Source organism: Gordonia sp. NPDC003429, assembly GCF_053588575.1.
On record NZ_JBSFQF010000003.1, the window covers coordinates 260,454 to 285,429 of the forward strand.

Genomic DNA, 24,976 nt, shown 5'->3' on the forward strand with positions numbered 1-24,976 from the left:
TCACCTCAGTTCGAGGATGCCCTCGGGTAGCGAATCGGCCACCACGTCGATTCCGTCGTCCCGCACGCTGACGGTCACCCGTTCGGCCGGTGCGCAGTGGCCGACCACGTCGACCACCGCCGTCTTCGCCGACCGTTGCGTCTCACGGTCGGTGGGGTGACCGAGCACGTGCAGATCGAGGCGTACGCCGGCCTGACGCGCGGCGGCGATCACGCGTATCCACTCCTCGTCGAGGTGGTCGCCGAGCACGATCGCGGTGCGTAGGCACGACTCCTCCACCCGCGCCGCTGCGCGCACCGACGGATCGGTGACCAGCGTCGGGTCGGCGGCGATCTCGGTCAGCAGTGCGCGCGAGGGCGCCAGCATCTCGGCGTCGAGTTCGGTCTGCTCACGTCGCGCCAGCCGTCGGCGGGTCTGTTCCTCGCGGGCGAGAAGTTCCCCGTGATGGGCGCGCTCGATGTCGACGGCCATGCGGGTGATTCCACGGCGCACCAGAACGGCCACGAGAATCAGCAGGGCGTCGGTGAACAACACCGACAACGTCGGTCCCGGGGTGCGGGCACCGATCAGTCCGGCCGGTGCGGCGGTGAACACCGCGAGCAACAACGCCGGCGCGATCACCCGTGACCGGCCGTCCACGAGGACCAGGACGATCACTATCACCACCGTGCAATCCCCCGCCCAATCGAGATTCGAAGCGGGACCGGCGATACCGGCGTCGACGGGCGGTGCGCGCAGCGTCGCCACCAAGACCACCGCTGCCGCAACCCCCATCGCGACGTGGACCCCGGCGACGACCGATGCCGGCAGGGTCGGCGCCCGACGACCGACAGCGGTGAGCACCAACAGAATTGCCGCGACAATTACCAGCACCGTGAGCGCAGGGATCGCCGAGCGGACCGTCCAGCCGCCGCGGGCGGTGGTGGCGATCAGCGCGACGGCGACGAATTCGGCGTACAGCACGGCCGCCATGTAGGTCGCCATCTCGGCGAGGGCCCGGGTCATCACACCGCGGTCGTCGACCATCTCGAGCGGCGGAACGGTCAGGGTCACCGTGGTTCCCCGCCGCGGGGCCGATTCCACGGCGACGTCGACCATCGCATCGGCGGCGCGCTGGGCGAGGGCGTTGCGCAGATCATCCGTGCGCACGGTGCCGTCGCCGGTGTCACCGATGACGATGCGGCCGGCGGCCTGATCGACCTCGAGGGTCACCCGGTCGGCGCCGGAATGCTTGGCCGCGTTGGTGACCGTCTCCAGGATCAGTCCGAGGATCTCCCCGCGCCGCCAGTCCGGTTGCCGCGCGAGCATGCGTTGAAGTCCCGCCGCATCGGTGATCGCGAACTCGATGTCGAGGGACCGTGCGTAGTCCACGACCTCCCCGACCGTCGCCGAGGGGCGTGCGCGGACGCGGGTGAGGTCGTCGATGGCCTCGATGTCGGCGCGACACCGCGCCCGGATGAGGTCGGCGTCGCTGAGTACCGCACCCATCCCGACAGCAGCCAGGGTGTTGATCACCGTGTCGTGCAATACCCGCGAGCGGCGGTCGAACGCCGCCGCCGCGGCGGCACTGTGAGCTGCCGCGCGCCGACTCCATCCCCAGGAGCGCAGCCGGCGATCGGCGGCGTCGGCCACGTCACCGAGCCCCCCGACGGTCACCGCGACCGCCAGGGTGGAACACACCGTGTACACCGGGACGATCAGCGCGTAGTACACCCCGCCGGGAACCATGAGCGGCCCCGGCCACACCGGGGCCGACGACAACGAGAGCCCGAGCAGAACCAACACGGCGGCGAGGCTCGACAACACCGCGGCGATCAGCACCGACCGGCGCCCGGGCGTCACCATCGCAGCGGCGATGCCCACTCCGATGCTCGCATTGAGCACCACCCGCGGGGCCGACAGGTCCGAACCGGCCGCCGACAGCGCAAGGCAGACGGCGAACACACCCCAGCTCACCACCGGCGCCCACACCGGCAACGGCCGCCACCGCAGTGCCGTCTGCGTCCGCACCGACAGCGGCACCCGGGCAAGAACGGTGGCCGTCCAGCACGCGCAATGGACGGCGAAGACGGCGACCACCAGTGCCCGATAGCCGAAAGTCGGGTCGGCGACGAAAGCGAGGAACTCGGCGGCGGGCAGCGCCCCGGACACCAGGAGTGACGCGGCGTGCAGCACCCGGGTGAGTCCCTGGGAATAGCCGGGTGGGTCCGTTACGTCCGCTACCGGGTCGCCACCGGACGGCGCATCATCGGTCGAGCTGCCCGCAGGCGCGGGCAACTCGACTTTCCGACCTCGATCCACCAGACCTCCGCGTGAGCGCTGCCAGACCATCCTCCCAGATGGGTGGATCCGGTGCCGACCGAGTCGCCCCGGCCGTCAGGCCTCGTAAGCGCCCAGCCGTCAGGCCCCGCAGCCTCCCGCCGGTCGTCCGGCGAACCGGTCGTTGAGGTAGGCCACCGCGTCGGCTGCCCACGGCAGGAACGCGTCGGTGTGATTCTGTTTCGGATAGACGCGCAGCTGCGTGGGAAGTCCACGTGCACAATATGTTCGGGCCAACCCCGCCACGTCGGCCACCAGCATCACGCCGTCGCCGCGTCCGTCGACATCACCGACGCCGAGCATCATCGGGGCGCGTGGTGTTCCCACCGAACCCATCACGTTCTGGGCCATGGCCGCCGAGATGCCCGGAACGTCGAGGAGCGAGGGATACTGCGGCTTGAGCAGGGACGCATCCGTGAGACCCGGGTATTTTCCGATGAAGTCGAGGATGCACTCTCCGCGCACTTGATCGATCACCGCAGTTCCCTTGGGCGACAAGTACTTGGCGAGTCCGATGTCGTAGGTCTCGTCGTACACCGCCATCAGCGCCGGGATCACCGCCGACCACTTCTCGGTGCCGTTGACGTAGGCGAGGTTGTGGCGCGGATCGACCAGCACCCCACCGGCCGCCGCGCCGATGATATTGAGCTCCGGCGCGTACTTCGGGGCCACCTCGGCGCCGAAACCGGTGGGGATCGACCCGCCGGAATACCCGTACAGCGCGACCGGCGACGACGACGGGGCACGCAGATGCCGCTGGACAGCGCGGATGCCGTCGAGTGCCGCGTACGCCGACTCACGCCCGATGGTCCACCGCAGATTGGGCCCCTCGTAGTCCGGGACGGCCACGGTGTAACCCGCGGCGACCATGGTCGCGATGCTCGCGAGATCGACGTTCCCGGATTCAGAAGGGCCGCCGCGCAGGGTGTACGACGGATCGCACTGGCTGCCCAATGCGTCATAGAACTCGTGATAGGAGATGATGCGTCGCGTGGTGCCGGGCCGTGCGCCCGGCGGCGAGATCACCGTGGTCACCGTCGCCGACGGATTGCCCTGCTCGTCGGTGGTGCGGTAGAGCAACTGGCTGGCAGTGGCCGGCAGAGCGGTGCCGTTGCTGCCGAGTTGCACCACGCGTGAGTCGATGACGGTGCCCGGCCGCAGTCCGGCGATCGGCACCTTCGGCGTGTAGAAGGGGTCGCGTGCGGGCGGTAGCAGGGGTGCCGCAACGGGTGCCTGCGCCCCAGGTTGTGCGGGGGCCGCCGCGGCCGGGGCCGCGGCGAATCCGAGGGACGCGAGGATCAGCGTGAGGGTCAGCACGACTCTCACGCCGCGCAGCTTCGTGGGCAACTTCGCGGGGCGCGTCACACGCGAGAACTCGATCACGCCGAAGACAGTACCGCCACCCGCGAGGGTCGATGCCCCGAACCGCCGATGCCCCCGAACCGCCGATGCTCCCACCGGTCATCGGCGACCGGGGCGGGTCACACGTCGACCACTGCGCGGCGCACCGCCGCCTGCCAGCCGGCCGCCTCCCGCCGCCGGCGCTGGGCATCCATCGTCGGGGTCCAGGATGCGGCGACGTGCCGGTTGCGCCGGAGGTCGTCGAGTCCCTCCCAGTAACCGACCGCCAGGCCCGCCGCATATGCGGCACCGAGCGACACCGTCTCGGACACGAACGGCCGCACCACCGGCACGTCGAGCACGTCGGCGATGTGTTGCATCAGCAGGTTGTTCGCGGTCATCCCGCCGTCGACCGCGAGTCGCTGCAGCCGGACGCCCGATTCCGCACGCATCGCCTCCACCACGTCCCACGTCTGCCAGGCCGTGGCCTCGAGCACCGCGCGCGCGAGGTGACCTTTGGTCACGTATGACGTCAGGCCGACGACGATGCCCCGCGCCTCGGAATTCCAGTGCGGAGCGAAGAGTCCCGAGAAGGCGGGCACCACGTAACACCCACCGTTGTCGGTGACCGTGCGGGCGAGAGTCTCTATCTCCGGGGCGGAGTCGATGAGTCCGAGCTGGTCGCGGCACCACTGCACCAACGAGCCGGTCACCGCGATAGGCCCCTCGAGCGCGTACACCGGGTCTTCGCCGGGAAGACTGTAGGCGACGGTGGGAATCAGTCCCCGTGAGGACTCCACGGCCGTTGTGCCGACGTTCATCAGCGCGAATGCGCCTGTCCCGTACGTGCATTTCACGTCGCCCGGCTCGAAGCAGGTCTGGCCGAACAGCGCGGACTGCTGGTCGCCGAACGCCCCGCCGATCGGGACCCCGGGCAGCACCGTGGTGCAGGTCGCGTACACCTCGCTGCTGCCGACCACCCGGGGGATCATGTCCTCGGGAATGTCGAGAAGGCGGAGCATCTTGCTGCTCCATTCGCGGCGGCGCAGGTCGAGCAGCATCGTGCGACTCGCGTTGGTGACGTCGGTGACGTGGATACCGCCCTTGGGTCCGCCGGTGAGTTGCCAGATCAGCCAGCATTCCAGCGTGCCGAACAGTGCGTCGCCGTGTTGGGCGCGAGCCTCGAGCCCGCCGATGTTGTCGAGGAGCCAGCGCAGCCGGGGTGCGGCGAAATACGATGCGGGGTTCACCCCGGTGACGTCGCGGATCTCTCTTGCGTGGGCGCCGAGCTGATCGACGATCGGACCGGTGCGGGTGTCCTGCCAGGTGATCGCCGGCGCCAACGGGCGACCGGTGCGGCGGTCCCACACCACCGTCGTCTCACGTTGATTGGCCACCCCCAGCGCCACCACGTCGGCGGGCGTACGGCCGGCCAGCGACAGCGCCTTGGGCACCACGCGCTGCACGTTGACCCAGAGTTCGTGCGCATTCTGCTCCACCCAGCCCGGCCGGGGGAACGACTGCTTCTGCTCCACCTGCGCGATGGACACCATCCGCCCGTGACGATCGAAGAGCATGCAACGACACGACGTGGTGCCCACGTCGACGGCGGCGACCACACGGTTGTCGGTCATCGCACCGCACCGAGTTCCCGGTCGATCGACGTCGCGGTCTCCCGCATCTGTTCGACGATCCGGGCGTGGGGTTCGGTGCCGACGCGGTACAGGGTGGCGCGCGGGCCGACCACCACGAGTGCACCGAACGCGCCCGGACGCCTTCCGTGCACCGGAACCGCGAGCGCCGCGACGTCCGGGTCGTACTCGCCGGATTCGGTCGCCAGCCCCGAGCGACGGGCCGCGCCGATCTCCGCGCCCAGCACCGACCGTGAGGTGATCGTGGCGGCCGTGAACCGTTCGAGAATCATGTTGCGCAACAACCGCTCCCGGTTGCTGGAATTGGCCAACAGAATCTTCCCGCCCGCCGTGGCGTGCAGCGGAAGGTGCTCGCCCACCCGCATCCGCTGCGGCGAATCGTCGGGACGGAACACGTGGTGCACCACCTCGGCCACGTCGAGGCGCAGCACGCCGAGCCACACCTGCGCACCGACCATGGCGGCGAGGGTGTCGCACCACCCCATCGCCGCCGACCGGAGCACGTTGCCGTCGAGTTCGCTCGCCCCGGCGCCCTGCTGTCGCGCGCCCAGGGTGTATGCCCCGCCCTCGTCGTGCTCGACGTAGGCGAGATCGACCAGCGTCTGCAGAATTCCGTGCGCGGTGGCCTTGGGCAGTTCGAGCTCGTCGGCGATCTCGCGCAGTTCCAGCGGTCGCGGGGTGCGTTCGAGCAGATCGAGGACCGCCGCGGCCCGCTGGATCGACTGGATGGGTCCAGGCATGCCGTCACCTCCTAACGCTCCGGCCGTCGTGGTCGGCACCGGACGCTCCGGGTGGACGGCCCGTACCGGCAGACTCTACGACCGCCTACACCATTCCCCGAACGTAACGCCGGGGGCCTGTTCGACATTGTCGAACGCCCGATATTGATCTGCGTCACACTCCGGCCTAGTTTCACCCACACCGGCTTGATCCCGATCGCACGTCGATCGGCCCGGCACAAAGGAGTGAAATCATGAAACGAGTTCCGCTGGCAGGTGAGCTGTCCGCCGAATGCATCGGCACGATGATCCTGATCCTCTTCGGCTGCGGCGTGGTGGCACAGGTGGTGTGCGGCGGATTCCCGAAATCCGTTGGCGGGGGCGATCACAACTCCATCGCGTTCGCATGGGGATTCGGTGTCACGCTCGGCGTCTACGTCGCCGGCCGCCTCAGCGGCGCCCACCTCAACCCCGCGGTCACCATCGCACTCGCGGCATTCAAGGGATTCGAGTGGCGCAAGGTGGCGCCCTACATCGGCGCCCAACTCGTCGGCGCATTCCTCGGCGCGCTGATCGTCCGGTTCGCCTACGCCGACCAGATCAACGCGGTCGATCCCGACCACACCAAGGCGACGCAGGGAATCTTCTCCACGTCCCCGGGTCCCGGCGTCTCGATGACCACCGCGTTCTTCGACCAGGTGATCGGCACGGCGATCCTGGTGGCCGTGATCTTCGCCCTGACCAGCGCGATCAACAATCCTCCGCTGGCCAACATGGGTCCGCTGCTCATCGGCTTCCTGGTGGTCGCAATCGGCATGGCGTGGGGCACCAACGCCGGATACGCCATCAATCCCGCCCGAGATCTCGGACCGCGCCTCGCGTCGTTCGTCACCGGCTACGGTGATGCGATGTACTCGGCCAATGGGCCCGAACTCTACTTCTGGCTGCCGATCGTCGCCCCGATCGTCGGCGGACTCATCGGGGGCGCGCTCTTCGTGGTCGGCATCGAACGCTTCCTGCCGCCGGTCGAGGAGAACGTGAGTCAGGAGATCGGCGTCGACGAGCCCACCGCCCGGGACACCGACCGCCCCAGGGTGACCGCGGGTCACCGTCACGACCGCTGACCCCAGCCGTCACCCACATCCATCCAACGATCGATCACGAGAGATACGAGAAGAACCCATGGCAGAATTCGTCGGTTCCGTCGACCAGGGAACCACCAGCACCCGATTCATGATCTTCGACCATTCCGGGCGGGAGGTGGCACGCCACCAGCTCGAACACGAGCAGATCATGCCCCGCGCGGGCTGGGTGGAGCACAATCCCGTGGAGATCTGGGAACGCACCTCGTCGGTGATCCAGACCGCGATGAACAAGGCCGGTCTCAGCGCCAAAGACCTTGCCGCGCTGGGTATCACGAATCAGCGCGAAACCACGGTGGTGTGGGACCGCAAGACCGGGCGCCCCTACTACAACGCCATCGTGTGGCAGGATACGCGCACCGACAAGATCGCCAAGGCGCTCGAACGCGACGGTCACGGTGACACGATCCGGCACAAGGCCGGGCTGCCGCCGGCCACCTATTTCGCCGGCGGCAAGATCAAGTGGATTCTGCAGAACGTGCCCGGTGTCCGGGAGGCGGCCGAACGTGGTGATGCGATCTTCGGCACCACCGACACCTGGCTCACCTGGCACCTCACGGGTGGATACCGCGGCGGAGAGCACGTCACCGATGTCACCAACGCCAGCCGCACGATGCTGATGAACCTGGAGACACTCGACTGGGACGACGAACTGCTGTCGATCTTCGAGATCCCGCGCGCGATGCTGCCCGATATCCTGCCGTCATCGAGTCCGGGCGGCTTCGGGGTAACCGATCCCACCGGGCCGCTCGAGGGCGAGGTACGGCTCACCGGCGTCCTCGGCGATCAGCAGGCAGCCACCGTCGGACAGGTCTGCTTTTCCCCGGGCGAGGCCAAGAACACTTACGGCACCGGCAATTTCATGTTGCTCAACACCGGCACCGAGATCGTGCGGTCCAAGTCGGGGCTGCTGACCACGGTGGCGTACAAGCTGGGCGACGACGACGCGGTCTACGCCCTCGAAGGCTCGATCGCGGTCACCGGCTCGGCCGTGCAGTGGTTGCGTGATCAGCTCGGGATCATCAGTGGCGCATCACAATCGGAGGCGCTGGCCCGCCAGGTCGAGGACAACGGCGGGGTCTACTTCGTGCCGGCCTTCTCCGGCCTGTTCGCGCCGTACTGGCGTTCGGACGCACGCGGGGCGATCGTGGGGCTCTCGCGCTACAACACCAACGCGCACCTGGCCCGGGCGACGCTGGAGGCCATCTGCTTTCAGACCCGCGACGTGACCGAGGCGATGACCAAGGACTCCGGCGTGTCACTCGACGTGCTCAAGGTCGACGGAGGCGTGACGGCCAACCAGCTGTGCATGCAGATCCAGGCCGACGTACTCGGCGTCGAGGTGAGCAGGCCGGTGGTGGCCGAGACCACCGCACTCGGGGCGGCGTACGCCGCCGGACTGGCCGTCGGATTCTGGAAGAACACCGACGAGCTGCGAGAGAACTGGGACGAGGACCAGCGGTGGAAGCCCGAATGGGACGAGGAGCAACGGAACACTGCATATGCCCAGTGGCACAAGGCGGTTCAGCGCACGCTCGATTGGGTGGACGTCGACTGACCGGCGCGGTGCAGCAGTAACCGGGCCAGCGTCTCGTCGAGCACGATGTCGGTGATCAGCTCCGCCGCGAACGCCCCCTCGGTGGCGGCGGCCTTCGACTCCCCCGAGACGACGCACACCCGGCGGGGCACCTCGCGCAGCGTGTTGAGTCCGGGACCCGACGACCGCTTGTTCAGCTCGATGCCCGCATCGCTGCCGTCGTGACGATAGAAGACGGTGGCGACGTCGCCCACCACCCCTTCGGCGCGCAGGGAATCGAAATCGGCGGTCTCGAGGTATCCCCCGATGTAGACGTGACTGGGCACGTCCGCGTCGGGGGAACCCAGCCCGAACAGCGCGACGTTCATCCTGCGTTGGGTGTCGAGGACCCGTCGGGTCGAACGCTCACGCCACAGGGCCACCTTGGTGGCGGGATCGTCGAAGAAGGTGGGTACCGGGAACTGCTCCACCCGCGCCCCGTACGCGGTGGCGAATCTGCGCAGGATCTCGCTCGCGTAGTCGATACCCGTGGTCGTGGGATTTCCCGCCCCGTTGAGCTGCACCACCTCCATGTTCCACAGTTCGCGCGGTACCAGGTGGCGGCTCACCTCACTGACGGTGGACCCCCAGGCGATCCCCAGCACCGTATTCGCCTCGAGCAGTTCACCGAGGACACGGGCCGCCGCATGACCCACCCGGTCGAGACGGTCGGCGTCGGTCATCTGCGAGGTGGTCGGCACCACCTGGGCCCGCACCCCGAAGGCACTCTCGAACTGGTCGGCGATCTCCCCGGTACGCCCGCCCGCGGCGTTGATCCGGATGTCGACGAGCCCGGTGTCGCGGGCGAAGGCCAGCAACCGCGACACCGACGACCGCGACATCCCCATCTCGCGGCCGATCGCGGCCATGTCGAGGTCCTGCATGTAGTAGAGGTGTGCCGCGCGCACCGCCTGGGCTGCCCGACGCGGGTCGTCGGGCGCTCTACGTTCTTTCACTGCACCGTTCTTTCACCGCAACGTTCTTTCACCGCGCCGTTCCTTCACCTCTCACGTTCTACCAGCCGCGATCAATTTTGCACATATGTGCACAAGCATTGAATGTTTGTGCACGCTACGCGAGGATTGAATCATGACCGCAGACATCAGCTCTCATCTCCCGACACGAGCCTCCGTGGCCGCACTCACCGACCGCCCGTCCGCGCAGGTCCTGATCATCGGTGGCGGAATCAACGGGATCTCGACCTTCCGCGATCTGGCCCTGCAGGGTGTCGACGTCGTGCTCGTGGAGCGCGACGATTGGGTCAGCGGCGCCTCTGCGGCGTCGAGCCACATGATCCACGGCGGCATTCGCTATCTCGAAAACGGCGAGTTCCGCCTCGTCCGCGAGTCGGTGCACGAGCGAAACGGATTGCTGCACACCGCGCCGCACTACGTGAAGCCGCTCGAGACCACGGTGCCGATCTTTTCCACCTTCAGTGGAATCCTCAACGCGCCCAAGCGTTTCCTCACCCACAGCACCGGCAAGCCGAACGAGCGTGGCGCCGTGCTGATCAAGGCCGGACTGGTGATGTACGACGCGTTCTCGGGTGCGGGCAAACGTCGCGTACCCCGTCACAAGTTCCGCACCGGCGAGCGCGCCCGCGCAGACATGCCCAGCCTGAACTCCGATCTGCGTTACACCGCAACCTATTTCGATGCGTCCGTGCATGATCCGGAGCGCTTGGCGCTCGACGTTCTCAAGGACGGCCTGGCGGCCGGACCGCACGCCCGCGCCGCCAACTATCTCGAGGCGGTGGGCGTCCGTGGCGGTGACGTGGTGCTGGCCGACCGTGTCAGCGGCACCCAGTTCACCGTGTCCGCCGAGGTGATCGTCAACGCCAGCGGCCCGTGGACCGACCTGACCAACGACGCCCTGGGTGGTGACACCCGCTACATGGGCGGCACCAAGGGGTCGCACATCGTGCTCGATAACCCCGAACTCGTCGCCGCGACCCGCGGCCGGGAGATCTTCTTCGAGCACTCCGACGGCCGCATCGTGTTGATCTATCCGCTCAAGGACCGGGTCCTGGTGGGCACCACCGACATCGACGCCAACCCGGCGGAGCCCTCCCGCTGCACAGACGACGAGATCGAGTACTTCTTCGAGCTCATCAAGCATGTGTTCCCCGAGATCGAGGTGTCCACCGACCAGATCGTGTACACGTTCTCCGGTATCCGCCCGCTGCCGCGCCACGACGACACCACCCCGGGTTTCGTGTCCCGCGACTACAACGTGGAACAGACCGAGCTGCCAGGGGTTTCGGTTCCCGTGCTCAGTCTCGTGGGTGGTAAGTGGACCACCTTCCGCGCACTGGGTGAGCAACTCTCCGACCGCATTCTGGAGATTCTCGGGGCCCAACGCCAGGTGTCGACGGTCGGACTTCCGATCGGCGGGGGGCGCGACTTCCCCACCACCGATGCCCAGCGGCGCGCGTGGGTCGACAGCCGACGAGGCCAGATGCCCGCAGATCGTGCCGATCAGCTCCTCACCCGCTACGGCACCCGCGCCGCCGAGGTCATCGAGCGCGTCGCCGCCGGCCCCGATTCCGCGTTGCCCGCGAGCGAACTGTCGACGGCGGAGCTGCGCTACATGATCGAGGTGGAACAGGCCGTCCACATCTCCGACATCCTGCTCCGCAGAACAGATCTGGCGTTCCTCGGCGCGGTGAATGCCGCCGTGCTGGCCGAACTCGCCGACGCGATGGCCGAGATCCTCGGCTGGGACGCCCAGCGCCGCGCGTCCGAGATCGAGGATGCCGTGGCGGGATTGCGTACAGATCATCTCGTGACGCTGACCGAGGCACCCATCTCGTCGCCGTCGCAGCCCACCGCGAGCGTGTGATCGATACCGTTCCAGCGAGTCTGTTTTCCACCGGGTCCGCGGCCGTATTCAGGCCGCGGACTCGGCCGTCTCCACCGCCGACGACATCGCCACCACCACCGCCCCGGTGACCGCGGCGACGAAGGCGATCAGGGTGATCGGACCCCAGCCGGGTCGTGTGGTGTCGCCGAGCAGCAGGATGCCCAGTGCGCCGGGCACCACCGTCTCGCCGACCACGATCGACGCCGACGCCGCGCTGACCGCTCCGGTCTGCAGCGCGACGGTGAACAGGTAGAAGCCGCCGGGCCACCAGCGACGCCACCACCACCCCGATCGCCGTCCAGTCCCGCCGGCTCAGCCTCGCGTGCAAGACCAGCGTCGCCAGCACCGCCGTCACCACCAGATTCGAGCTGATGATGGGCTGGCACAGGAACAGCGGCAGCGTCCGCGCGGACACCAGACTCCCGACGAAACCCAGTGCGTCGAGCACCATCCCGGCCAGGAAGGTCACGGTGAGCATCGCCGCGATCGTCGACCGCAACGTCGGGGCGATGTCGGTAGCGGCGTTCGGGTCGACGCTGCGGGCACCGTAAGCCTGCAGAACCGACGCGGTGCCGTAGGCCAGGGCGGCGCCGACCGCCGCGATGACCCCCAGGATCATCTCGCGGCCCGGTCGGCAGAGTCGGGGCGCGTGGTGCCTCGGTGGACCGAATCGGGGTGTCTGCGGACGTCGGGCATATGCGCGGCATCGGCCGTTTCCACCGCCTGCACCGCACCCGACGACGCCACCACCACTCCGCCGATCACCGCGGCGGTGAACGCCAGCCCGGTGACCACATCCCATCCGGGCGCGATCTGGTCACCGAGGAGCAGGATGCCGACGGCTCCGGGGACCACCGTCTCGCCGACCACCAGCGCGGCCGCCGCGCCGTTCACCGAGCCGGTCTGCAACGCCACGATGAACAGGTAGAAGCCGCTGACGCCGGTGAACACGAGCGCGTAGAGGGCCGGGTCGGTGAGCAGCGCGGCCGGGTCGAACGGGCTGACGCCGTAGAGGATTCGCGATGCGATGGCCATGATGCCGAACAACACACCGGCCACCAGTCCGGTGGTGGCGGCGATATGTCGGCGTACCACCCGCGTGAGCCCCATCCCGAGGGCGAACAGCACAAAGCCCGCGCCCAGCACGGTCCAGTGCATCCACGTGTGGTTGTCGTGTCCTTCCGCGCCGGCACCCACGGCCAGCAACACCAGCGCGGCGATCACCACGGTGCCGGCGATCCAGTCCCGCAGCCGCAGAGCCACTTTGAGGACCACCCAGGCCAACAACGCGGTCACCACCAGGCGGGCGGCGATGATCGACTGCGACAGGAACAGCGGGATGAGCCGGGCCGAGACGATGGTGGCGCCGAACCCGATCACGTCGAGCACGAGTCCGATCAGGAAAGGCGTGGTGGCCATCGTCAGGAGCGTCGACTTCAGCGACGGATGGGAGGTGGGTGTCGGTGCCTCGCACCCGGATTCGGAGGGGTCCTGACGGGCCAGCTTTCGCGTGGTGCGGTCGGCGCCCATCGACTGCAGCACAGCTGCCCCGGCGAAGGCGAGCGAGCCGATGACCGCGATGACAATTCCGAGCATCATGCGACGAGCACCGTCCGGCTACACGGGCTTGAGGACGTCGGTGCCGACGAACCGCGCGAGTTCGGGCGGCAGTGTCACCGAGCCGTCGGGTTGCTGATGGTTTTCCAGGATCGCCACCAGCCAGCGGGTGGTGGCCAGGGTGCCGTTCAGCGTCGCGGCGACCTGCGGTTTGCCGCTGTCGTCGCGATACCGGATCGACAGGCGCCGTGCCTGGAAGGTGGTGCAGTTCGAGGTGGACGTCAGTTCCCGGTAGGTCTGCTGGGTCGGCACCCATGCCTCGCAGTCGAATTTGCGGGCGGCCGACGAACCGAGGTCGCCGCCGGCGACGTCGATCACCCGGTAGGGCACGTCGATCGCGGCCAGCATCTCCTTCTGCCAGGCGAGAAGTCGCTGGTGCTCGGCCGCGGCGTCCGCGGGTGTGCAGTAGACGAAGCCCTCCACCTTGTCGAACTGGTGCACGCGGATGATGCCGCGGGTGTCCTTGCCGTAGCTGCCCGCCTCGCGCCGGAAACAGGTGGACCAGCCGGCGTAGCGTTTGGGTCCCGCCGACAGGTCGAGGATCTCGTCCATGTGGTAGCCGGCCAGGGGTACCTCGGAGGTGCCCACCAGGTAGAGGTCGTCGTCCTTGTCGAGGTGATACACCTCGTCGGCGTGGGCGCCCAGGAACCCCGTACCGCCCATCACCTCAGGACGCACCAGCACGGGCGGGATCATCAGCGTGAACCCGTTGGCGGTGGCCTTCTGCGCGGCCATCGTGAGCAGTCCCAGCTGCAGCATCGCGCCGTGGCCGGTGAGGAAGTAGAACCGCGATCCCGACACCTTGGCGCCGCGCTCCATGTCGATCAGGCCGAGCGATTCGCCGAGTTCGAGATGATCGCGTGGGTTCTCGATCACGCGGGGCTCGCCGACGTGCTCGAGCACCACGTAATCGTCCTCGCCGCCGGGGGGAGCCCCCTCGACGACGTTGGAGATCGCCCGTCCCGCGGTGGTGGCCGCCTCGTCGGCCTCGCTCTGCCGGGCGACGGCCGCCTTGACCTGGTCGGCGAGTTCCTTGCCCTTGGCCAGCAGTGCGGCCTTCTCGTCCCCGGATGCCTTGCCGACCTGTTTGCCGAGGGCCTTCTGCTCCGATCGCAGGGTGTCGGCTTCGACGATGGCCGCCCGCCGTGTCGCATCCGCGTCGAGCAGCACGTCGACGAGTCCCGGGTCCTCCCCCCGCACGCGCTGGGATTCACGGACGAGTTCGGGATCGTCACGCACGATTTTCAGGTCGATCACGCCTTCAAACCCTACTTGAGCGCGTCCGACGACCTGCGTGCGTGGGCACCGGACTACCGAAAACGACCGCCCTGATCGCACACGCGTCACTGCGTCGCCGACACAGCAGGCATGATGGATGCCGATGAACGACCATCCCGACGAGCAACGACGCGGCGGTGTGCGCACCACACTGGCGCGTAACCCCATGCGCATCGTGCTGGCCGCCATTGTGATCGGTGCCGTGATCGCCGGTGGTGTGGCCTTCGCGATGGGCGCCTTCCAGGACAGCGGCAGCGTCGGCGGCACCGACATCGGCGCCAACGAGCGCCTCACCCAGAACGCGTTCACCCGTTCGGTGGCGGGTGATTGCCTGGACTGGCCCGCCGGGCAGCCCGGGCAGCCGACGAAGGTCGGCTGCGATCAGCCGCACCGATTCGAGGTGGCCGGACCGCTCGACACGTCGGTGCTACCCGGCTCGGAGTTCGGTGAATCGGCGCCATGGCCCGGACCGCAGCGCTTCACCGAGATCCGCGACGAGCAGTGCCCGGTGATCGTCGACGATTACGTCGCCGGCAAGCTCGATCCGCAGGGCCGGTACTCGGTGGGAATGATGTACCCGTCGCAGGCGCAGTGGGACAAGGGTGCCCGCGAGTTGCGCTGCGGGCTGCAGCAGACCGGCAAGGACGGCACGCCCGAGCAGGTCTCCGGCCGGGTGGCCGACAACGATCAGTCGTTCGCGTGGCCGCCGGGCACGTGTATCGGTATCGACCAGGCCACCCGGCGTCCCACGGTGCCCGCGACCGTGGTGGCCTGCACCGAGCCGCACGCCTTCCAGACCACCGGCATCGTCGACCTCGCCGCACGCTTCGGCGCCAAGAACTCCGGCAAGCCGTGGCCCAAGGAGGCCGACCAGAACTCGTTCCTCGCCACGATCTGCCCGGTGCAGGCCGAACGGTTCCTGGGCGGCAAGAACAAGCTGGAGGCCACCACCCTGAACGTGCAGTGGTCGGTGATCAGTGAACCGAGCTGGCTGGCGGGCAGCCGCAAGGTGGTGTGCTATCTCGGACTGCCCGACCGTGGCGGTTTCGCGACCCTGGTGGGCGACGCACGCTCGACGCTGCTGATCAACGGCAAGATCCCGGCGCCGCCGCCGCAGGCGCCGCCCGGTCGGGTGCTGCCGACGCCGGTCCCGTTGCCACCGGGCGTACAGCCCAATCCCGAAGAGGTTCCCGCCCCCGCCGGTGGCGGCTGAGAAGGAGTCGCAGTCCATGCCCGTCGCGATGTCCGACGACGAGTTCGAGATGCTGGTGTCCGACGCCCTCGACACCATCCCCTCCGAACTGACCAACGCCATCGACAACGTGGTGATCCTGGTGGAACCGATCAACCCGGAGTCACCCCACATCCTCGGCCTGTATCACGGGGTGGCGCTGACCAGCCGCGACCACGACTACGGCGGCTTCCTGCCCGACACCATCACCATCTACCGCGAACCGATCCTCGCGATGTGCCACACCCACGCGCAGGTGGTCCACGAGGTCGCGGTGACCGTGATCCACGAGATCGGCCATCACTTCGGCATCGACGACGACTGGCTGCACGCCCACGGCTGGGGATAGGCCCACCCCGTCGAGCGTGCCCAGATCCCCGTCGAGCGTGCCCAGATCCCCGTCGAGCGTGCCCACAACCGAGTCGAGCGTGCCCAGATCCGCGTCGAGCGTGCCCACAACCGAGTCGAGCGTGCCCAGATCCGCGTCGAGCGTGCCCACAACCGAGTCGAGCGTGCCCAGATCCGAGTCGAGCGTGCCCAGATCCGCGTCGACCGTGCCCAGATCCGCGTCGACCGTGCCCAGATCTGCGTCGACCGTGCCCCACGGGGGGTGGTTTCGACAGGCTCAACCAGCGGAGGGGGGCTCAACCAGCGGAGAGAGCTCAACCAGCGGAGGGTTCCCGCGGGGTGGTTTCGACAAGCTCAACCAGCGGAACGGGCTCAACCAGCGGAGGCAGCTCAACCAGCGGAGAGAGCTCAACCAGCGGAGGGGGGCTCAACCAGCGGAAGGGGGCTCAACCAGCGGAAGGGGCTCAACCAGCGGGGAAGGGCTCAACCAGCGGAGGGAGCTCAACCTGCGGGAGGCGCTCAACCCATCGGGTTGACGATGAACGCCTCGCCGGTGGGGTCGAGTTGGTCGAGTTCTCGCTGACCGAATGGCGCGATGGTGGCTCCCCAGCGGTGACAGACCCATTTCCCGTCGTCGGTGTATTCGAGCTCGATCGACCCGGTGTTGGGCAGATGAGTCTCCGCCGCGAATGTGCCGTCGATTCCGGCGAGCCGCGCAGCGACCAACCGGATCGCCGCACCGTGACTCACCACGTAGACATCGGTGGTGGACGCGCCGGTCAGATAGAGCCGCGCAACCTCGTCCACGACGGGCAGATACCGGTCGTAGACCATGTCCAGCGACTCTCCACCGGGGACGCTCAACTCTGGCTCGCCGCCGTACCAGCGATCGAGCAGGTCGCGGTACGCGCGGTGCGCGTCGTCGTCTCTGCGATCCTCGAGTTCTCCGGCCTGCACCTCATGGATGCCCTCGACCACCTCGGACCGCACACCCCACACCGAACCGATCAGTTCCGCGGTCTGCTGCGCGCGTCGCGCCCTCGAACTGATCAGCACCGCACCCGCGCTCGGTGCATTCTCCAGTCCGTAGCGCACCCCCTGCCGGATGCCGAAGTCGGTGAGCGCGGCCCCGGGCAGTGCGGTATCGAGTCGTCGCATCACATTCGACGTCGTCTCGCCGTGCCGCACCAGATGCAACCTCGCCATCAGTCCCCGACCTCCTCGCCGTAGGGTTCGCCGCGACGCATCGCCGACAGCCACGCCGCGCTCTCACGATGGCTCGGCGGGTTGGACCCGTTCGCTCTATGCGCCGGCCATGATCCGAGGAACACCACCGCATCCGACCGCCGGTGCAGCGCCCCCAGTGCCTCGGCCACCGCGTCGTCGCTGATGTGGCCGACGGCGTCGAGAAAGAACCGGTACTGCCCGGCATTGGTGGTCCTCGTTGCCGGATCGCGTCGCGGCCGTGATTCGATCCTGGTGAGATCTATTCCGCGGGAAGCGAATTCATTCATCGCCGACATCAGGCTGCCGGGCTCGTTGGGCAGTTCGAGGATCACCGCGGTGCGGTCGGCACCGGTACGCGGTGCCGGTTCGGTGGGTCGACCGACGAGCAGAAATCGGGTGGAGGCATCCACCGCGTCGCAGACGCCATCGGCCAGGACGGTGAGCCCCGAGAGCCGGGCCGCCAGCATGGTGGTCACCGCGGCATCCGCACGCCCGGCGGCAACATCTTGCGCGGCACCGGCATTGGACGACGACGTGACGAATTCCGCACCCGGATAGAGCTTTTCCACCGACTGTCGTACCTGCGCCGCCGCCACCGGGTAGGCCGCAACCCGGCGCACCGACGACGCGTCGAGCGCGCTGGTGGCGGCGATCGCGAACGAGATGTCCAGCACGGTCTCGGCAACCACCTGCACCCGCGACACCCCGGCGGAGACGCCCGGCGGCACCGGCACCAGGGCATCCATCGTGGCCGGAACGGAGCCCTCCAGTGAGCTCTCGATCGGCACACACGCGAAGTCGGCCGCACCGCTCCGCACCATCGCCACGGCGGCCGCCGGGCTCGACGCAGACTCCTTACGAACCTCATCGTCATCGGTCATGCGCGGCACCCCCGCAACGCGCGTTTCGACGTCGAGAATCGTGTCCAGCGCCATCTCGGTAAAAGTTCCGGCTGGGCCGAAGTACGCGAAGACTGACACGACAAGAGTTTAGTCGAGGACAACCGCTGCGCGGGCCCGCAGGCGTTGACGCCACCCGCGACTTGGCTTTAGGTTAGGGTTACCTACATTGCCTTCACCTGCACGCCTGTGAGGCGCATACCGCTGGGAGTGAGCATCGCATGACACGAGCCGTCACCGACCGACCGTCGGACGCCGAGGTGATCGCCACCGCGTGCCGCCGAGCGGGCAGCGCCATGCTGGCCGTCGAAACCCCCGATCCGTCGACCGAACTCGCGTCCCCCGCCCCGGCCGGATTGGTGCATCTCTTCGACACCCAGGCCTTCGTACTCGTCCCGACGGATTCGCCGGCCATGACCGCCGCCGACACCGCGCCCGACGGGTTGCCGGCAATGCTGGAGGTGACCGATTGCGCGCCGATCGACCTGCGGGAGCGGGTGCGCTCGTTCATCTGGTTGAACGGCACCCTGCACTCGGTGCCGCGCGACCTCGAGCGCGAACTGGCCATCGAAATCGCCGCCGACCATCCCGACGAGGAACTGCTCGACATCGGTCACGGCCGTTCGATGATGCGCCTGCAGATCGACACCGCAGTGGTCGCCAGCGGGGCGGGCGCGGGATCGGTGGCCCCCGCCGACCTCGCCTGCGCGGCCCCCGACCCGTTCTGGGAATACGAGCACGACTGGATCAGCCACCTCGACGCCGCACACTCCGACGTGATCGAGCGGCTGGCCCGCAAACTGCCCCGCCACCTGCGCCAGGGCCGGGTGCGGCCACTGGGACTCGATCGATTCGGCATCCGCTTCCGCGTGGAGGGTTCGACCGGGGATTCCGACGTCCGGCTGCCGTTCGGTCGGCCTGTCGGCGACGTCGCCGAACTCTCCCGGGCACTGCGCACCCTGGCCGGGTGCCCGTTTCTCAACAGCCTGCCCGACTGACTGAATCACTCGTCTGCGGGATCGCACGGCTGCGGGATCGCACGGCTGCGGCCTCACCGACCCGGCGGCTCGCTCGCGATTGCCAGGCGGATGACATCGGAGATCGCATCGCCGCGAACTTCCATGCCGACCCCTCCGGTCTGCACCGCGGTCAGCAGCAACGCCATCATGATCGACTCGAGCCCCAGCGACACCCGCTCCACATCGATCTCGCCGCGCACACGGCCCGCCCGCTGTCCGTAGTCCAAGGACACCGCGATCGCGGTGCGCAGCCGACGCGATACCTCGCCGTTCGTCAGCCGAGGAAGAAGTTCCGGCTCGTCGCCACGGACAACGCGCATGACCAGCGGATAGTCCGGCATCGCCGCCAGCAGCGAGAGCAGTAGCGCCTTCAGATACCCGTCACCGACGGCCTCCGGGTCCTCGGTGAACACGGCATCGGCCAGCATCGCCGCCTGCCGATCGTAGGCGGCAAAGAACAACTGCTCCTTGCTCGCGAAATGAAAATAGATCGCCGACGGCGTGATCGACAGCTCGCGAGCCACAGCGGCCAGCGACGTGTGGCGGAAGCCGTTGCCGGCGAAGTGCGCCGCAGCCACGTCGAGCAATCGATCACGCGTGGACGCCCGCGACCCACTTTCTCGCGAATCCGCAGGCGTGCTTGCGATGGACACCGGCCCAGTCTATCGATGCGAACCCCCTGACCCGAACGGTTGCACAACTGACTCTTTTCATAAATCATTCAGTTCGTGACTCGCAGTCCGAACGTGAAGCCGGTCGGTACCACATCGCATCCGCACTCATACCGCGTACGTCGCGGCGCCATAGGAGCGCGGACGGTGTGGCTCACCGCCCTGATCGTTGCCGCAACACTCGGCATCATGGCCGGCACCACCCCACGGGCGCACGCGTTCGCCGAGGACTACTGCTACGCCGGTGCCCACGACGACAACTGCACACCGCTGCCGGCGGACTGCCCCCTGCACGAACCGGTGCCGCCCACTTGTCTCGCACAAGTGGTGACCACGACAGTCGTCTCATCCCGTAATCCGCGTGGCGCAAGGAGTCTCATACACACCGACTCGACCTACATCATGGCGCGGGCCGTCGGGTTCGATCCGAGCGCGGCGTATTGGATCGCCGCATACGACGAGGCCACCGATCTGGGCACGTTCACCCCCAAGTTCCCCGACGGCACACCGGTTCCCGACGCTGCGGCGCGCACCACGCGGGACATCAGCGGTCTGGTACGCACCAACTTTCCCACCGGCGGTCTGCTCATCCACTTTCCCGTGCCGATGGCCACCGGCCATCCGGTCGACGGATTGCATCCCGTCACCTCGGCACGCACCGAGCCCGTGATCGCAGGCCTGCGCCGATGGGCTCTGGCCGGTGCCGGAACCTCGGTGCCGCTGTGCACCGGGGGACTCACGCTCCCTTCGGTGAACGCGGACTACACCAGCGGGAATCGTTGCTACACAGACACTTCGGGAAGATCGGTGCCCATCGTCGGACTGCTGAGCGTCATGTCGACCGCAGCCATCCCGTTCGCGACATCAACCGGGGCACAGGTCGTGTCCGGTTCGATTCGCTCCGGCCAATTCGACAGCTACATCGGCCCCCACGGTCCCGAGGCCCGGGCGGGGATCTACGTGCATTCACTCGCCGATCGGATATCGCACCATCGTTGCCTCGACGCTTCGGGGATCAGGGCACCGAGCACACAGTTCGGCGGATTCGTCGTCGACCTCAACAATCCCGAGTGCGATCAGGGAGTTCATGCACTGCGGCACGCATACGAAACCGGTGTGCCGTTCGACTCGCTCGACGCGCCCGACCGCACCACGTCGGCCGCGCTCCCCGCGGTCTACGACGCGCTCGTCGAACTCGCACGCGCTCGGGGCGTCCTCGCTACGACGGCCACGAATCCGGAGACCCGCGATTCGGTGCTCGACGAGCTGACGCTGGCGCTTCAGGTGAAAGACGGTCCGCGGCGGTTGGGCGCGGTGACCGCGGTTGGTTGCCGACGCGGCATCCCGGCGTTCCCGGGTGCGGCGTGCCCGAAGCCTGCCGGGCAGCCCTGAGCCCGTCACCATCCCACCCTCGTCGCTACGCTGCTCTGCATGCCCGAACGTAGCCGTAGCCGACGGGTGCGAGCGGTACTGCAGCCGCCGGAACAGCGCGTTGTCGAGGTCGTCGATGATCGGACGCAACGCCGCGCGCTGATCGTCGAGCTCGTCATCGTCGGCGTGCTGACCTTCGCCTTCTCGGCATTGTCGGCGGTGCTGTCGCTCATCGAGCTGCAGATGGCGGGCGGCGTGGGCAATGCGACCGTCGCACTCAACCCCCGCCGGTCGGACATATCGACCATCGATCTGATCCGGCAGGTGATGAGCGTTGTCCGGCTGGTCGCGATCGCCGGATTGGGTGTCTATCTGCTCTGGCGCGGCGGGGTACGTCTACGCAGCGTCGGGTTGACGTGGCCACCGCGCGGCCGTGACGTGCCGCCGGGACTACTGCTGGCCGCTGCGGTGGGACTGCCCGGTCTCGGCCTGGTGGCACTGGCCCGCGCGCTGGGCGCCAATGCCCATCTCGTGCCCAGTGAGGTCGAGGGCGCGTGGTGGCGGTGGCCGATGTGGGTGCTGCTCGCCGCCGGCAACGCCGCGGCCGAGGAGATCGTCGTCGTGGCCTACTTCATCACGCGGTTGCGCCAACTCGGCTGGGGGGAGAATTCGTCGCTGGCCGCGAGCGCGGTGCTGCGCGGCGGCTATCACCTGTATCAAGGTGTGGGTGCCGGGCTGGGCAATCTCGCGATGGGTGTGGTGTTCGGACGGTATTTCCAGCTGACGGCGCGGGTGTGGCCGCTGGTGATCGCGCACACGCTGATGGATGTGGTGGCCTTTGTCGGATATGCCCTGCTGCACGACCATCTCGGCTGGGTGGGCTGAAATGCTCCGCTGCCTGAATGACGGGTCGGCGCAAGGGCCATGCGTACATTTGATGGGATGAACGAGCCAGATCCGCGCCAGGTGCGACGCAGCGGCGGCGCTGCGTCTCCCCCACCTGGCCGCAATCCGGCTCCCCCACCCCCGCCACACCGCCATTCGATGCCCCGAGACCAGCCGCCGGGATATCAGCCGCCGAGACAAGAGCCGCCGAGACAAGAGCCGCCCAGGAATGCGATGCCGGGACAGATGCCCGGAAATCAGTCACCCAGGCACTCGGCGCCCAGAAACTCGGCGCCCGGACAGCAGACGCGACGGGACGGCTCGTCTGACCCGACCCGACATGTACCGCCTCCCCGAATGCCGCCTCCGCGTGTACCACCCGCACGGGTGCCGCCGGAGCGACGACCACCGGTGCACCGGAGCGAGCGGACGTTGCCGCCGGAGCCGCCGACCGTCATGTCCGGCGGCGACGACCCCACCCGGCGCACGCCACCGCGCCGCCACGACGACTATCACCCGCCTCGCGCCTGGTCGGCCGCGCCGGGCGGGTCGGCCGCGGCGGGCAGGTCGACGAGAGGCGGAGCGTCGGCGGGGGCCGTGGGCTACGCGCCCACCCAGAAGCCTGAGCCGGTGCCGCGTGAACGCGTACCGAACAGGGAACCCGATCGTCACAGAGACGGATCGCGTGCAGGATCGGCCGCGCCGCCGAGGTCACCGCGACGAGGTACCCGACCCGCCGAACCGCCTGCACCCGCACCGCGGCGGCGGGCCCGGCTGCCGCGGCTACGCCGGCCGCGGCGCGTGGGCCGCATCATCCTCATCCTGTTGCTCGTCATCGTGCTCGGCACGGTCGGTTTGCTCTTCTACTACGACAGCCAGCTGAATCGGGTCGACGCGCTGCCGAGCTACGCCGGGCGACCCGCCGACACCCCCGGCACCACATGGCTCATCGTCGGCAGCGACTCCCGCTCGGATCTGTCCGCCGAACAGAAACGTGACCTGTCCACCGGAGACAGCGATGGGTCCCGCACCGACACCATCATGCTCGTGTACAAGCCCCCGTCGGGAAAGGCTGCGCTGATCAGCATCCCGCGCGACCTCTACGTGCCGATTCCCGGTCAGGGACAACACAAGATCAACGCCGCCTACAACTTCGGCGGCCCGCAGCTGCTCACCCGGACGGTCGAACAGTTGTCGGGTATCCGCATCGACCATTTTGCCGAGATCGGGTTCGGCGGCTTCGACACCCTGGTGGATTCCGTTGGCGGAGTGACCATCTGCCTCGATCAGCCACTGAACGACCCCAAGGCCGGCCTCAACCTGCCCAAGGGATGCCAGAAACTCAACGGCCGTCAGGCGCTCGGATTGGTTCGCACCCGAGCCTTCCCCAACGCCGACCTCGAGCGCGTCGTCAATCAACGCAAGTTCCTCGCCGCACTGATGGCGAAGGCCACCAGTCCATCGGTGCTGCTCAACCCATTCCGGCTGTTCCCGTTCGTCAGCGGAGCGGCCGACAGTCTCACCGTCGACGAGAGCACCCACATCTGGAATCTGGCCTTCCTGGCGTGGTGGCTACGCAGCGACCCCATCACCACCACCACACCGAACGGCGGCTCGGCATCCACCGACGACGGCGACTCCCTGCTGGTCGACGACGACACCGAACGGTTCTTCGCCAGTATCCGCTCGGGCCAACGGATCCCGGAGGATCTGATCTCCAACAACGGCGGCGCCATCGGCTGACCGGGGCCCAGCCCCATCGAAGCCCAGCCTGGCCTCAGTAAGCCATGACTGATCTTTCCGGCCGCATGAGAGCCGATACCATCAGACAGATGACCGGTACCGAGCGCACCAAGTTCCACCAATTGCTCCACGACCAGATCGGCCACGAGTTCTTCGCCTCACAGCAGTACATCGCGGTGGCCGTGTACTACGACAACCACGACATGCCGCAGTTGGCCAAGCACTTCTACTCGCAGGCCGTCGAGGAACGCAATCACGCGATGATGATCGTGCAGTACTTCCTGGATCGCGACATGGACGTCGAGATTCCCGGGATCGAGCCGCCGCGAACCACTTTCAGCGACTACAAGTCGCCGATCGAGCTGGCACTGGCGCAGGAGCGTTCGGTCACCCAGCAGATCGTCGACCTGGCCAAGTCGGCCCGCGATTCGGGTGACTACCTCGGCGAGCAGTTCATGCAATGGTTCCTCAAGGAGCAGGTGGAGGAGGTGGCCACGATGACCACGCTGCAGACAATCGCCGAACGCGCACAAGGCAACCTGTTCGACCTGGAGAACTTCGTCGAGCGCGAATTCAACTCGACCGCATCGGCCGCGGCAGCCGCCCCACCGGCGGCGGGCGGCAACCTCTGACCCGGCCGCACTCTGGAGCTATCCGGCGTGGTGGAGTCGGACGATGTCGGTTCCGTCGGGGGTGTGGGTGTAGGTGACGTGGCTGTGGGTGGAGATGTGTGCGATCAGTTGGTGGTAGAGCATCGATTCCAGGGTGGTTTCGATCTCGGATTCGATGTCGGATTCGTGTGCGGGTGGGGGCTCGTCGGGTAGGCCCTCGTCGGGTGTGGTGGGTGGATCGTCTGGTGGCGAATGCTGCTCGGGGGGTGGGCCGTGGATGTCGGCGCGGACGGCATCGAGGGTGTCGGCGAATACGGCGCCGATGTCGGGGTGGCGGTTGATGTGTTCGGGGTTGGCGGGCATGCCGGGTTGGGTGTTGAGTTGCCAGGCCACGCGGCCGGTGTCGGGGCCGTCGTCGATGATGCGGGTGGTGTATTGGCCGGGGTTGGGGCCGACCATGGGATT

The 24,976-nt window shown here is 68.0% G+C and carries 20 protein-coding genes and 2 pseudogenes; 10 read left to right on the forward strand and 12 right to left on the reverse strand.

Annotated features, from left to right (window positions below):
• The 4 genes from ACWDSI_RS06455 to ACWDSI_RS06470 all read right to left on the reverse strand — a co-directional run bounded on the left by ACWDSI_RS06455 (position 1) and on the right by ACWDSI_RS06470 (position 6,052).
• Positions 1–2,301 carry a hypothetical protein gene (locus tag ACWDSI_RS06455; protein ID WP_449756023.1) on the reverse strand — a complete coding sequence of 767 codons (2,301 nt, stop codon included), beginning with the start codon at positions 2,299–2,301 and terminating at the stop codon, positions 1–3.
• 99 nt (positions 2,302–2,400) lie between these two features.
• A complete protein-coding gene (locus tag ACWDSI_RS06460; RefSeq protein WP_449756045.1) occupies positions 2,401–3,636 on the reverse strand; it encodes a lipase family protein in 1,236 nt (411 codons plus the stop codon).
• A gap of 164 nt (positions 3,637–3,800) precedes the next feature.
• Positions 3,801–5,294, reverse strand: coding sequence for a glycerol kinase GlpK (gene glpK / locus ACWDSI_RS06465; RefSeq protein ID WP_449748464.1), 1,494 nt, complete (start codon positions 5,292–5,294; stop codon positions 3,801–3,803).
• Positions 5,291–6,052 (reverse strand): IclR family transcriptional regulator, encoded by a 762-nt coding sequence (locus tag ACWDSI_RS06470; protein ID WP_449756024.1) that lies wholly within the window; start codon positions 6,050–6,052, stop codon positions 5,291–5,293. Before ACWDSI_RS06470 ends, glpK (ACWDSI_RS06465) begins: the two co-directional genes overlap by 4 nt.
• 233 nt (positions 6,053–6,285) lie before the next feature.
• On the opposite strand from ACWDSI_RS06470, the gene ACWDSI_RS06475 reads away from it, so the two are divergent.
• Together ACWDSI_RS06475 and glpK (ACWDSI_RS06480) are read left to right on the forward strand one after the other, a co-directional pair.
• Positions 6,286–7,155 carry an MIP/aquaporin family protein gene (locus tag ACWDSI_RS06475; RefSeq protein ID WP_449756025.1) on the forward strand — a complete coding sequence of 290 codons (870 nt, stop codon included), beginning with the start codon at positions 6,286–6,288 and terminating at the stop codon, positions 7,153–7,155.
• 58 nt (positions 7,156–7,213) lie between these two features.
• Positions 7,214–8,731 carry a glycerol kinase GlpK gene (gene glpK, locus ACWDSI_RS06480; protein WP_449748461.1) on the forward strand — a complete coding sequence of 506 codons (1,518 nt, stop codon included), beginning with the start codon at positions 7,214–7,216 and terminating at the stop codon, positions 8,729–8,731.
• Here glpK (ACWDSI_RS06480) and ACWDSI_RS06485 read toward each other — a convergent pair.
• The gene (locus ACWDSI_RS06485; protein ID WP_449748460.1) at positions 8,698–9,705 is read right to left on the reverse strand and encodes a sugar-binding transcriptional regulator; all 1,008 of its coding nucleotides are present in this window, start codon (positions 9,703–9,705) and stop codon (positions 8,698–8,700) included. The genes glpK (ACWDSI_RS06480) and ACWDSI_RS06485 overlap by 34 nt on opposite strands.
• Positions 9,706–9,838: 133 nt before the next feature.
• On the opposite strand from ACWDSI_RS06485, the gene ACWDSI_RS06490 reads away from it, so the two are divergent.
• On the forward strand, positions 9,839–11,590 hold the full coding sequence (locus ACWDSI_RS06490) for a glycerol-3-phosphate dehydrogenase/oxidase (protein ID WP_449756026.1): 1,752 nt from the start codon (positions 9,839–9,841) through the stop codon (positions 11,588–11,590).
• A 48-nt stretch (positions 11,591–11,638) separates the two neighbouring features.
• On the opposite strand, the pseudogene ACWDSI_RS06495 reads toward ACWDSI_RS06490, so the two are convergent.
• The 3 genes and pseudogenes from ACWDSI_RS06495 to serS form a co-directional block, all read right to left on the reverse strand.
• Positions 11,639–12,230: pseudogene (locus ACWDSI_RS06495) on the reverse strand (hypothetical protein).
• Positions 12,227–13,210 carry an EamA/RhaT family transporter gene (locus ACWDSI_RS06500; RefSeq protein WP_449756027.1) on the reverse strand — a complete coding sequence of 328 codons (984 nt, stop codon included), beginning with the start codon at positions 13,208–13,210 and terminating at the stop codon, positions 12,227–12,229. The pseudogene ACWDSI_RS06495 and the gene ACWDSI_RS06500 overlap by 4 nt, the downstream one beginning before the upstream one ends.
• An 18-nt stretch (positions 13,211–13,228) precedes the next feature.
• Positions 13,229–14,485, reverse strand: a complete 1,257-nt coding sequence (serS, locus tag ACWDSI_RS06505; RefSeq protein ID WP_449748456.1) for a serine--tRNA ligase — start codon at positions 14,483–14,485, stop codon at positions 13,229–13,231.
• Between the two features lie 118 nt (positions 14,486–14,603).
• On the opposite strand from serS, the gene ACWDSI_RS06510 reads away from it, so the two are divergent.
• Together ACWDSI_RS06510 and ACWDSI_RS06515 are read left to right on the forward strand one after the other, a co-directional pair.
• Positions 14,604–15,719, forward strand: a complete 1,116-nt coding sequence (locus ACWDSI_RS06510; RefSeq protein WP_449748455.1) for a septum formation family protein — start codon at positions 14,604–14,606, stop codon at positions 15,717–15,719.
• 16 nt (positions 15,720–15,735) lie between these two features.
• On the forward strand, positions 15,736–16,086 hold the full coding sequence (locus ACWDSI_RS06515; RefSeq protein WP_449748516.1) for a metallopeptidase family protein: 351 nt from the start codon (positions 15,736–15,738) through the stop codon (positions 16,084–16,086).
• A 518-nt stretch (positions 16,087–16,604) separates the two neighbouring features.
• Here ACWDSI_RS06515 and ACWDSI_RS06520 read toward each other — a convergent pair.
• On the reverse strand, positions 16,605–17,291 hold the full coding sequence (locus tag ACWDSI_RS06520; RefSeq protein ID WP_449756028.1) for a histidine phosphatase family protein: 687 nt from the start codon (positions 17,289–17,291) through the stop codon (positions 16,605–16,607).
• Positions 17,291–18,292: a prephenate dehydratase gene (gene pheA, locus ACWDSI_RS06525; protein WP_449748453.1), complete on the reverse strand. Its 1,002-nt coding sequence runs from the start codon at positions 18,290–18,292 to the stop codon at positions 17,291–17,293. Before pheA ends, ACWDSI_RS06520 begins: the two co-directional genes overlap by 1 nt.
• Before the next feature lie 140 nt (positions 18,293–18,432).
• Between pheA and ACWDSI_RS06530 the strand changes: the two genes are divergently transcribed.
• A complete protein-coding gene (locus ACWDSI_RS06530; RefSeq protein ID WP_449756029.1) occupies positions 18,433–19,209 on the forward strand; it encodes a DUF2470 domain-containing protein in 777 nt (258 codons plus the stop codon).
• Between the two features lie 53 nt (positions 19,210–19,262).
• Here ACWDSI_RS06530 and ACWDSI_RS06535 read toward each other — a convergent pair whose 3' ends face one another.
• Positions 19,263–19,883, reverse strand: a complete 621-nt coding sequence (locus tag ACWDSI_RS06535) for a TetR/AcrR family transcriptional regulator (RefSeq protein WP_449756030.1) — start codon at positions 19,881–19,883, stop codon at positions 19,263–19,265.
• 75 nt (positions 19,884–19,958) lie between these two features.
• Here ACWDSI_RS06535 and ACWDSI_RS06540 point away from each other — a divergent pair, with 75 nt between their 5' ends.
• From ACWDSI_RS06540 to ACWDSI_RS06555, 4 genes are all read left to right on the forward strand, one after another.
• Entirely contained in the window at positions 19,959–21,293 is a 1,335-nt protein-coding gene (locus tag ACWDSI_RS06540) for a hypothetical protein (protein WP_449756031.1), read from the forward strand.
• A gap of 39 nt (positions 21,294–21,332) precedes the next feature.
• On the forward strand, positions 21,333–22,157 hold the full coding sequence (locus ACWDSI_RS06545; protein ID WP_449748449.1) for a CPBP family intramembrane glutamic endopeptidase: 825 nt from the start codon (positions 21,333–21,335) through the stop codon (positions 22,155–22,157).
• A 456-nt stretch (positions 22,158–22,613) separates the two neighbouring features.
• The gene (locus ACWDSI_RS06550; protein ID WP_449756032.1) at positions 22,614–23,900 is read left to right on the forward strand and encodes an LCP family protein; all 1,287 of its coding nucleotides are present in this window, start codon (positions 22,614–22,616) and stop codon (positions 23,898–23,900) included.
• Positions 23,901–23,989: 89 nt separating this feature from the next.
• On the forward strand, positions 23,990–24,532 hold the full coding sequence (locus ACWDSI_RS06555) for a ferritin (protein WP_449748447.1): 543 nt from the start codon (positions 23,990–23,992) through the stop codon (positions 24,530–24,532).
• An 18-nt stretch (positions 24,533–24,550) separates the two neighbouring features.
• Here ACWDSI_RS06555 and ACWDSI_RS06560 read toward each other — a convergent pair.
• Positions 24,551–24,976, reverse strand: a pseudogene (locus tag ACWDSI_RS06560) (hypothetical protein); the annotation flags it as partial.

Bases quoted from the DNA above. Each gene is read 5' to 3' on its own strand.
- ACWDSI_RS06545 (WP_449748449.1), top strand. From the start codon at position 21,333: ATGCCCGAACGTAGCCGTAGCCGACGGGTGCGAGCGGTACTGCAGCCG.
- ACWDSI_RS06550 (WP_449756032.1), top strand. From the start codon at position 22,614: ATGTCCGGCGGCGACGACCCCACCCGGCGCACGCCACCGCGCCGCCAC.
- ACWDSI_RS06530 (WP_449756029.1), top strand. From the start codon at position 18,433: ATGACACGAGCCGTCACCGACCGACCGTCGGACGCCGAGGTGATCGCC.
- ACWDSI_RS06555 (WP_449748447.1), top strand. From the start codon at position 23,990: ATGACCGGTACCGAGCGCACCAAGTTCCACCAATTGCTCCACGACCAG.
- ACWDSI_RS06520 (WP_449756028.1), bottom strand. From the start codon at position 17,291: ATGGCGAGGTTGCATCTGGTGCGGCACGGCGAGACGACGTCGAATGTG.
- ACWDSI_RS06515 (WP_449748516.1), top strand. From the start codon at position 15,736: ATGCCCGTCGCGATGTCCGACGACGAGTTCGAGATGCTGGTGTCCGAC.
- ACWDSI_RS06490 (WP_449756026.1), top strand. From the start codon at position 9,839: ATGACCGCAGACATCAGCTCTCATCTCCCGACACGAGCCTCCGTGGCC.
- glpK (WP_449748461.1), top strand. From the start codon at position 7,214: ATGGCAGAATTCGTCGGTTCCGTCGACCAGGGAACCACCAGCACCCGA.
- ACWDSI_RS06510 (WP_449748455.1), top strand. From the start codon at position 14,604: ATGCCGATGAACGACCATCCCGACGAGCAACGACGCGGCGGTGTGCGC.
- ACWDSI_RS06470 (WP_449756024.1), bottom strand. From the start codon at position 6,052: ATGCCTGGACCCATCCAGTCGATCCAGCGGGCCGCGGCGGTCCTCGAT.
- ACWDSI_RS06475 (WP_449756025.1), top strand. From the start codon at position 6,286: ATGAAACGAGTTCCGCTGGCAGGTGAGCTGTCCGCCGAATGCATCGGC.
- ACWDSI_RS06500 (WP_449756027.1), bottom strand. From the start codon at position 13,210: ATGATGCTCGGAATTGTCATCGCGGTCATCGGCTCGCTCGCCTTCGCC.
- glpK (WP_449748464.1), bottom strand. From the start codon at position 5,294: ATGACCGACAACCGTGTGGTCGCCGCCGTCGACGTGGGCACCACGTCG.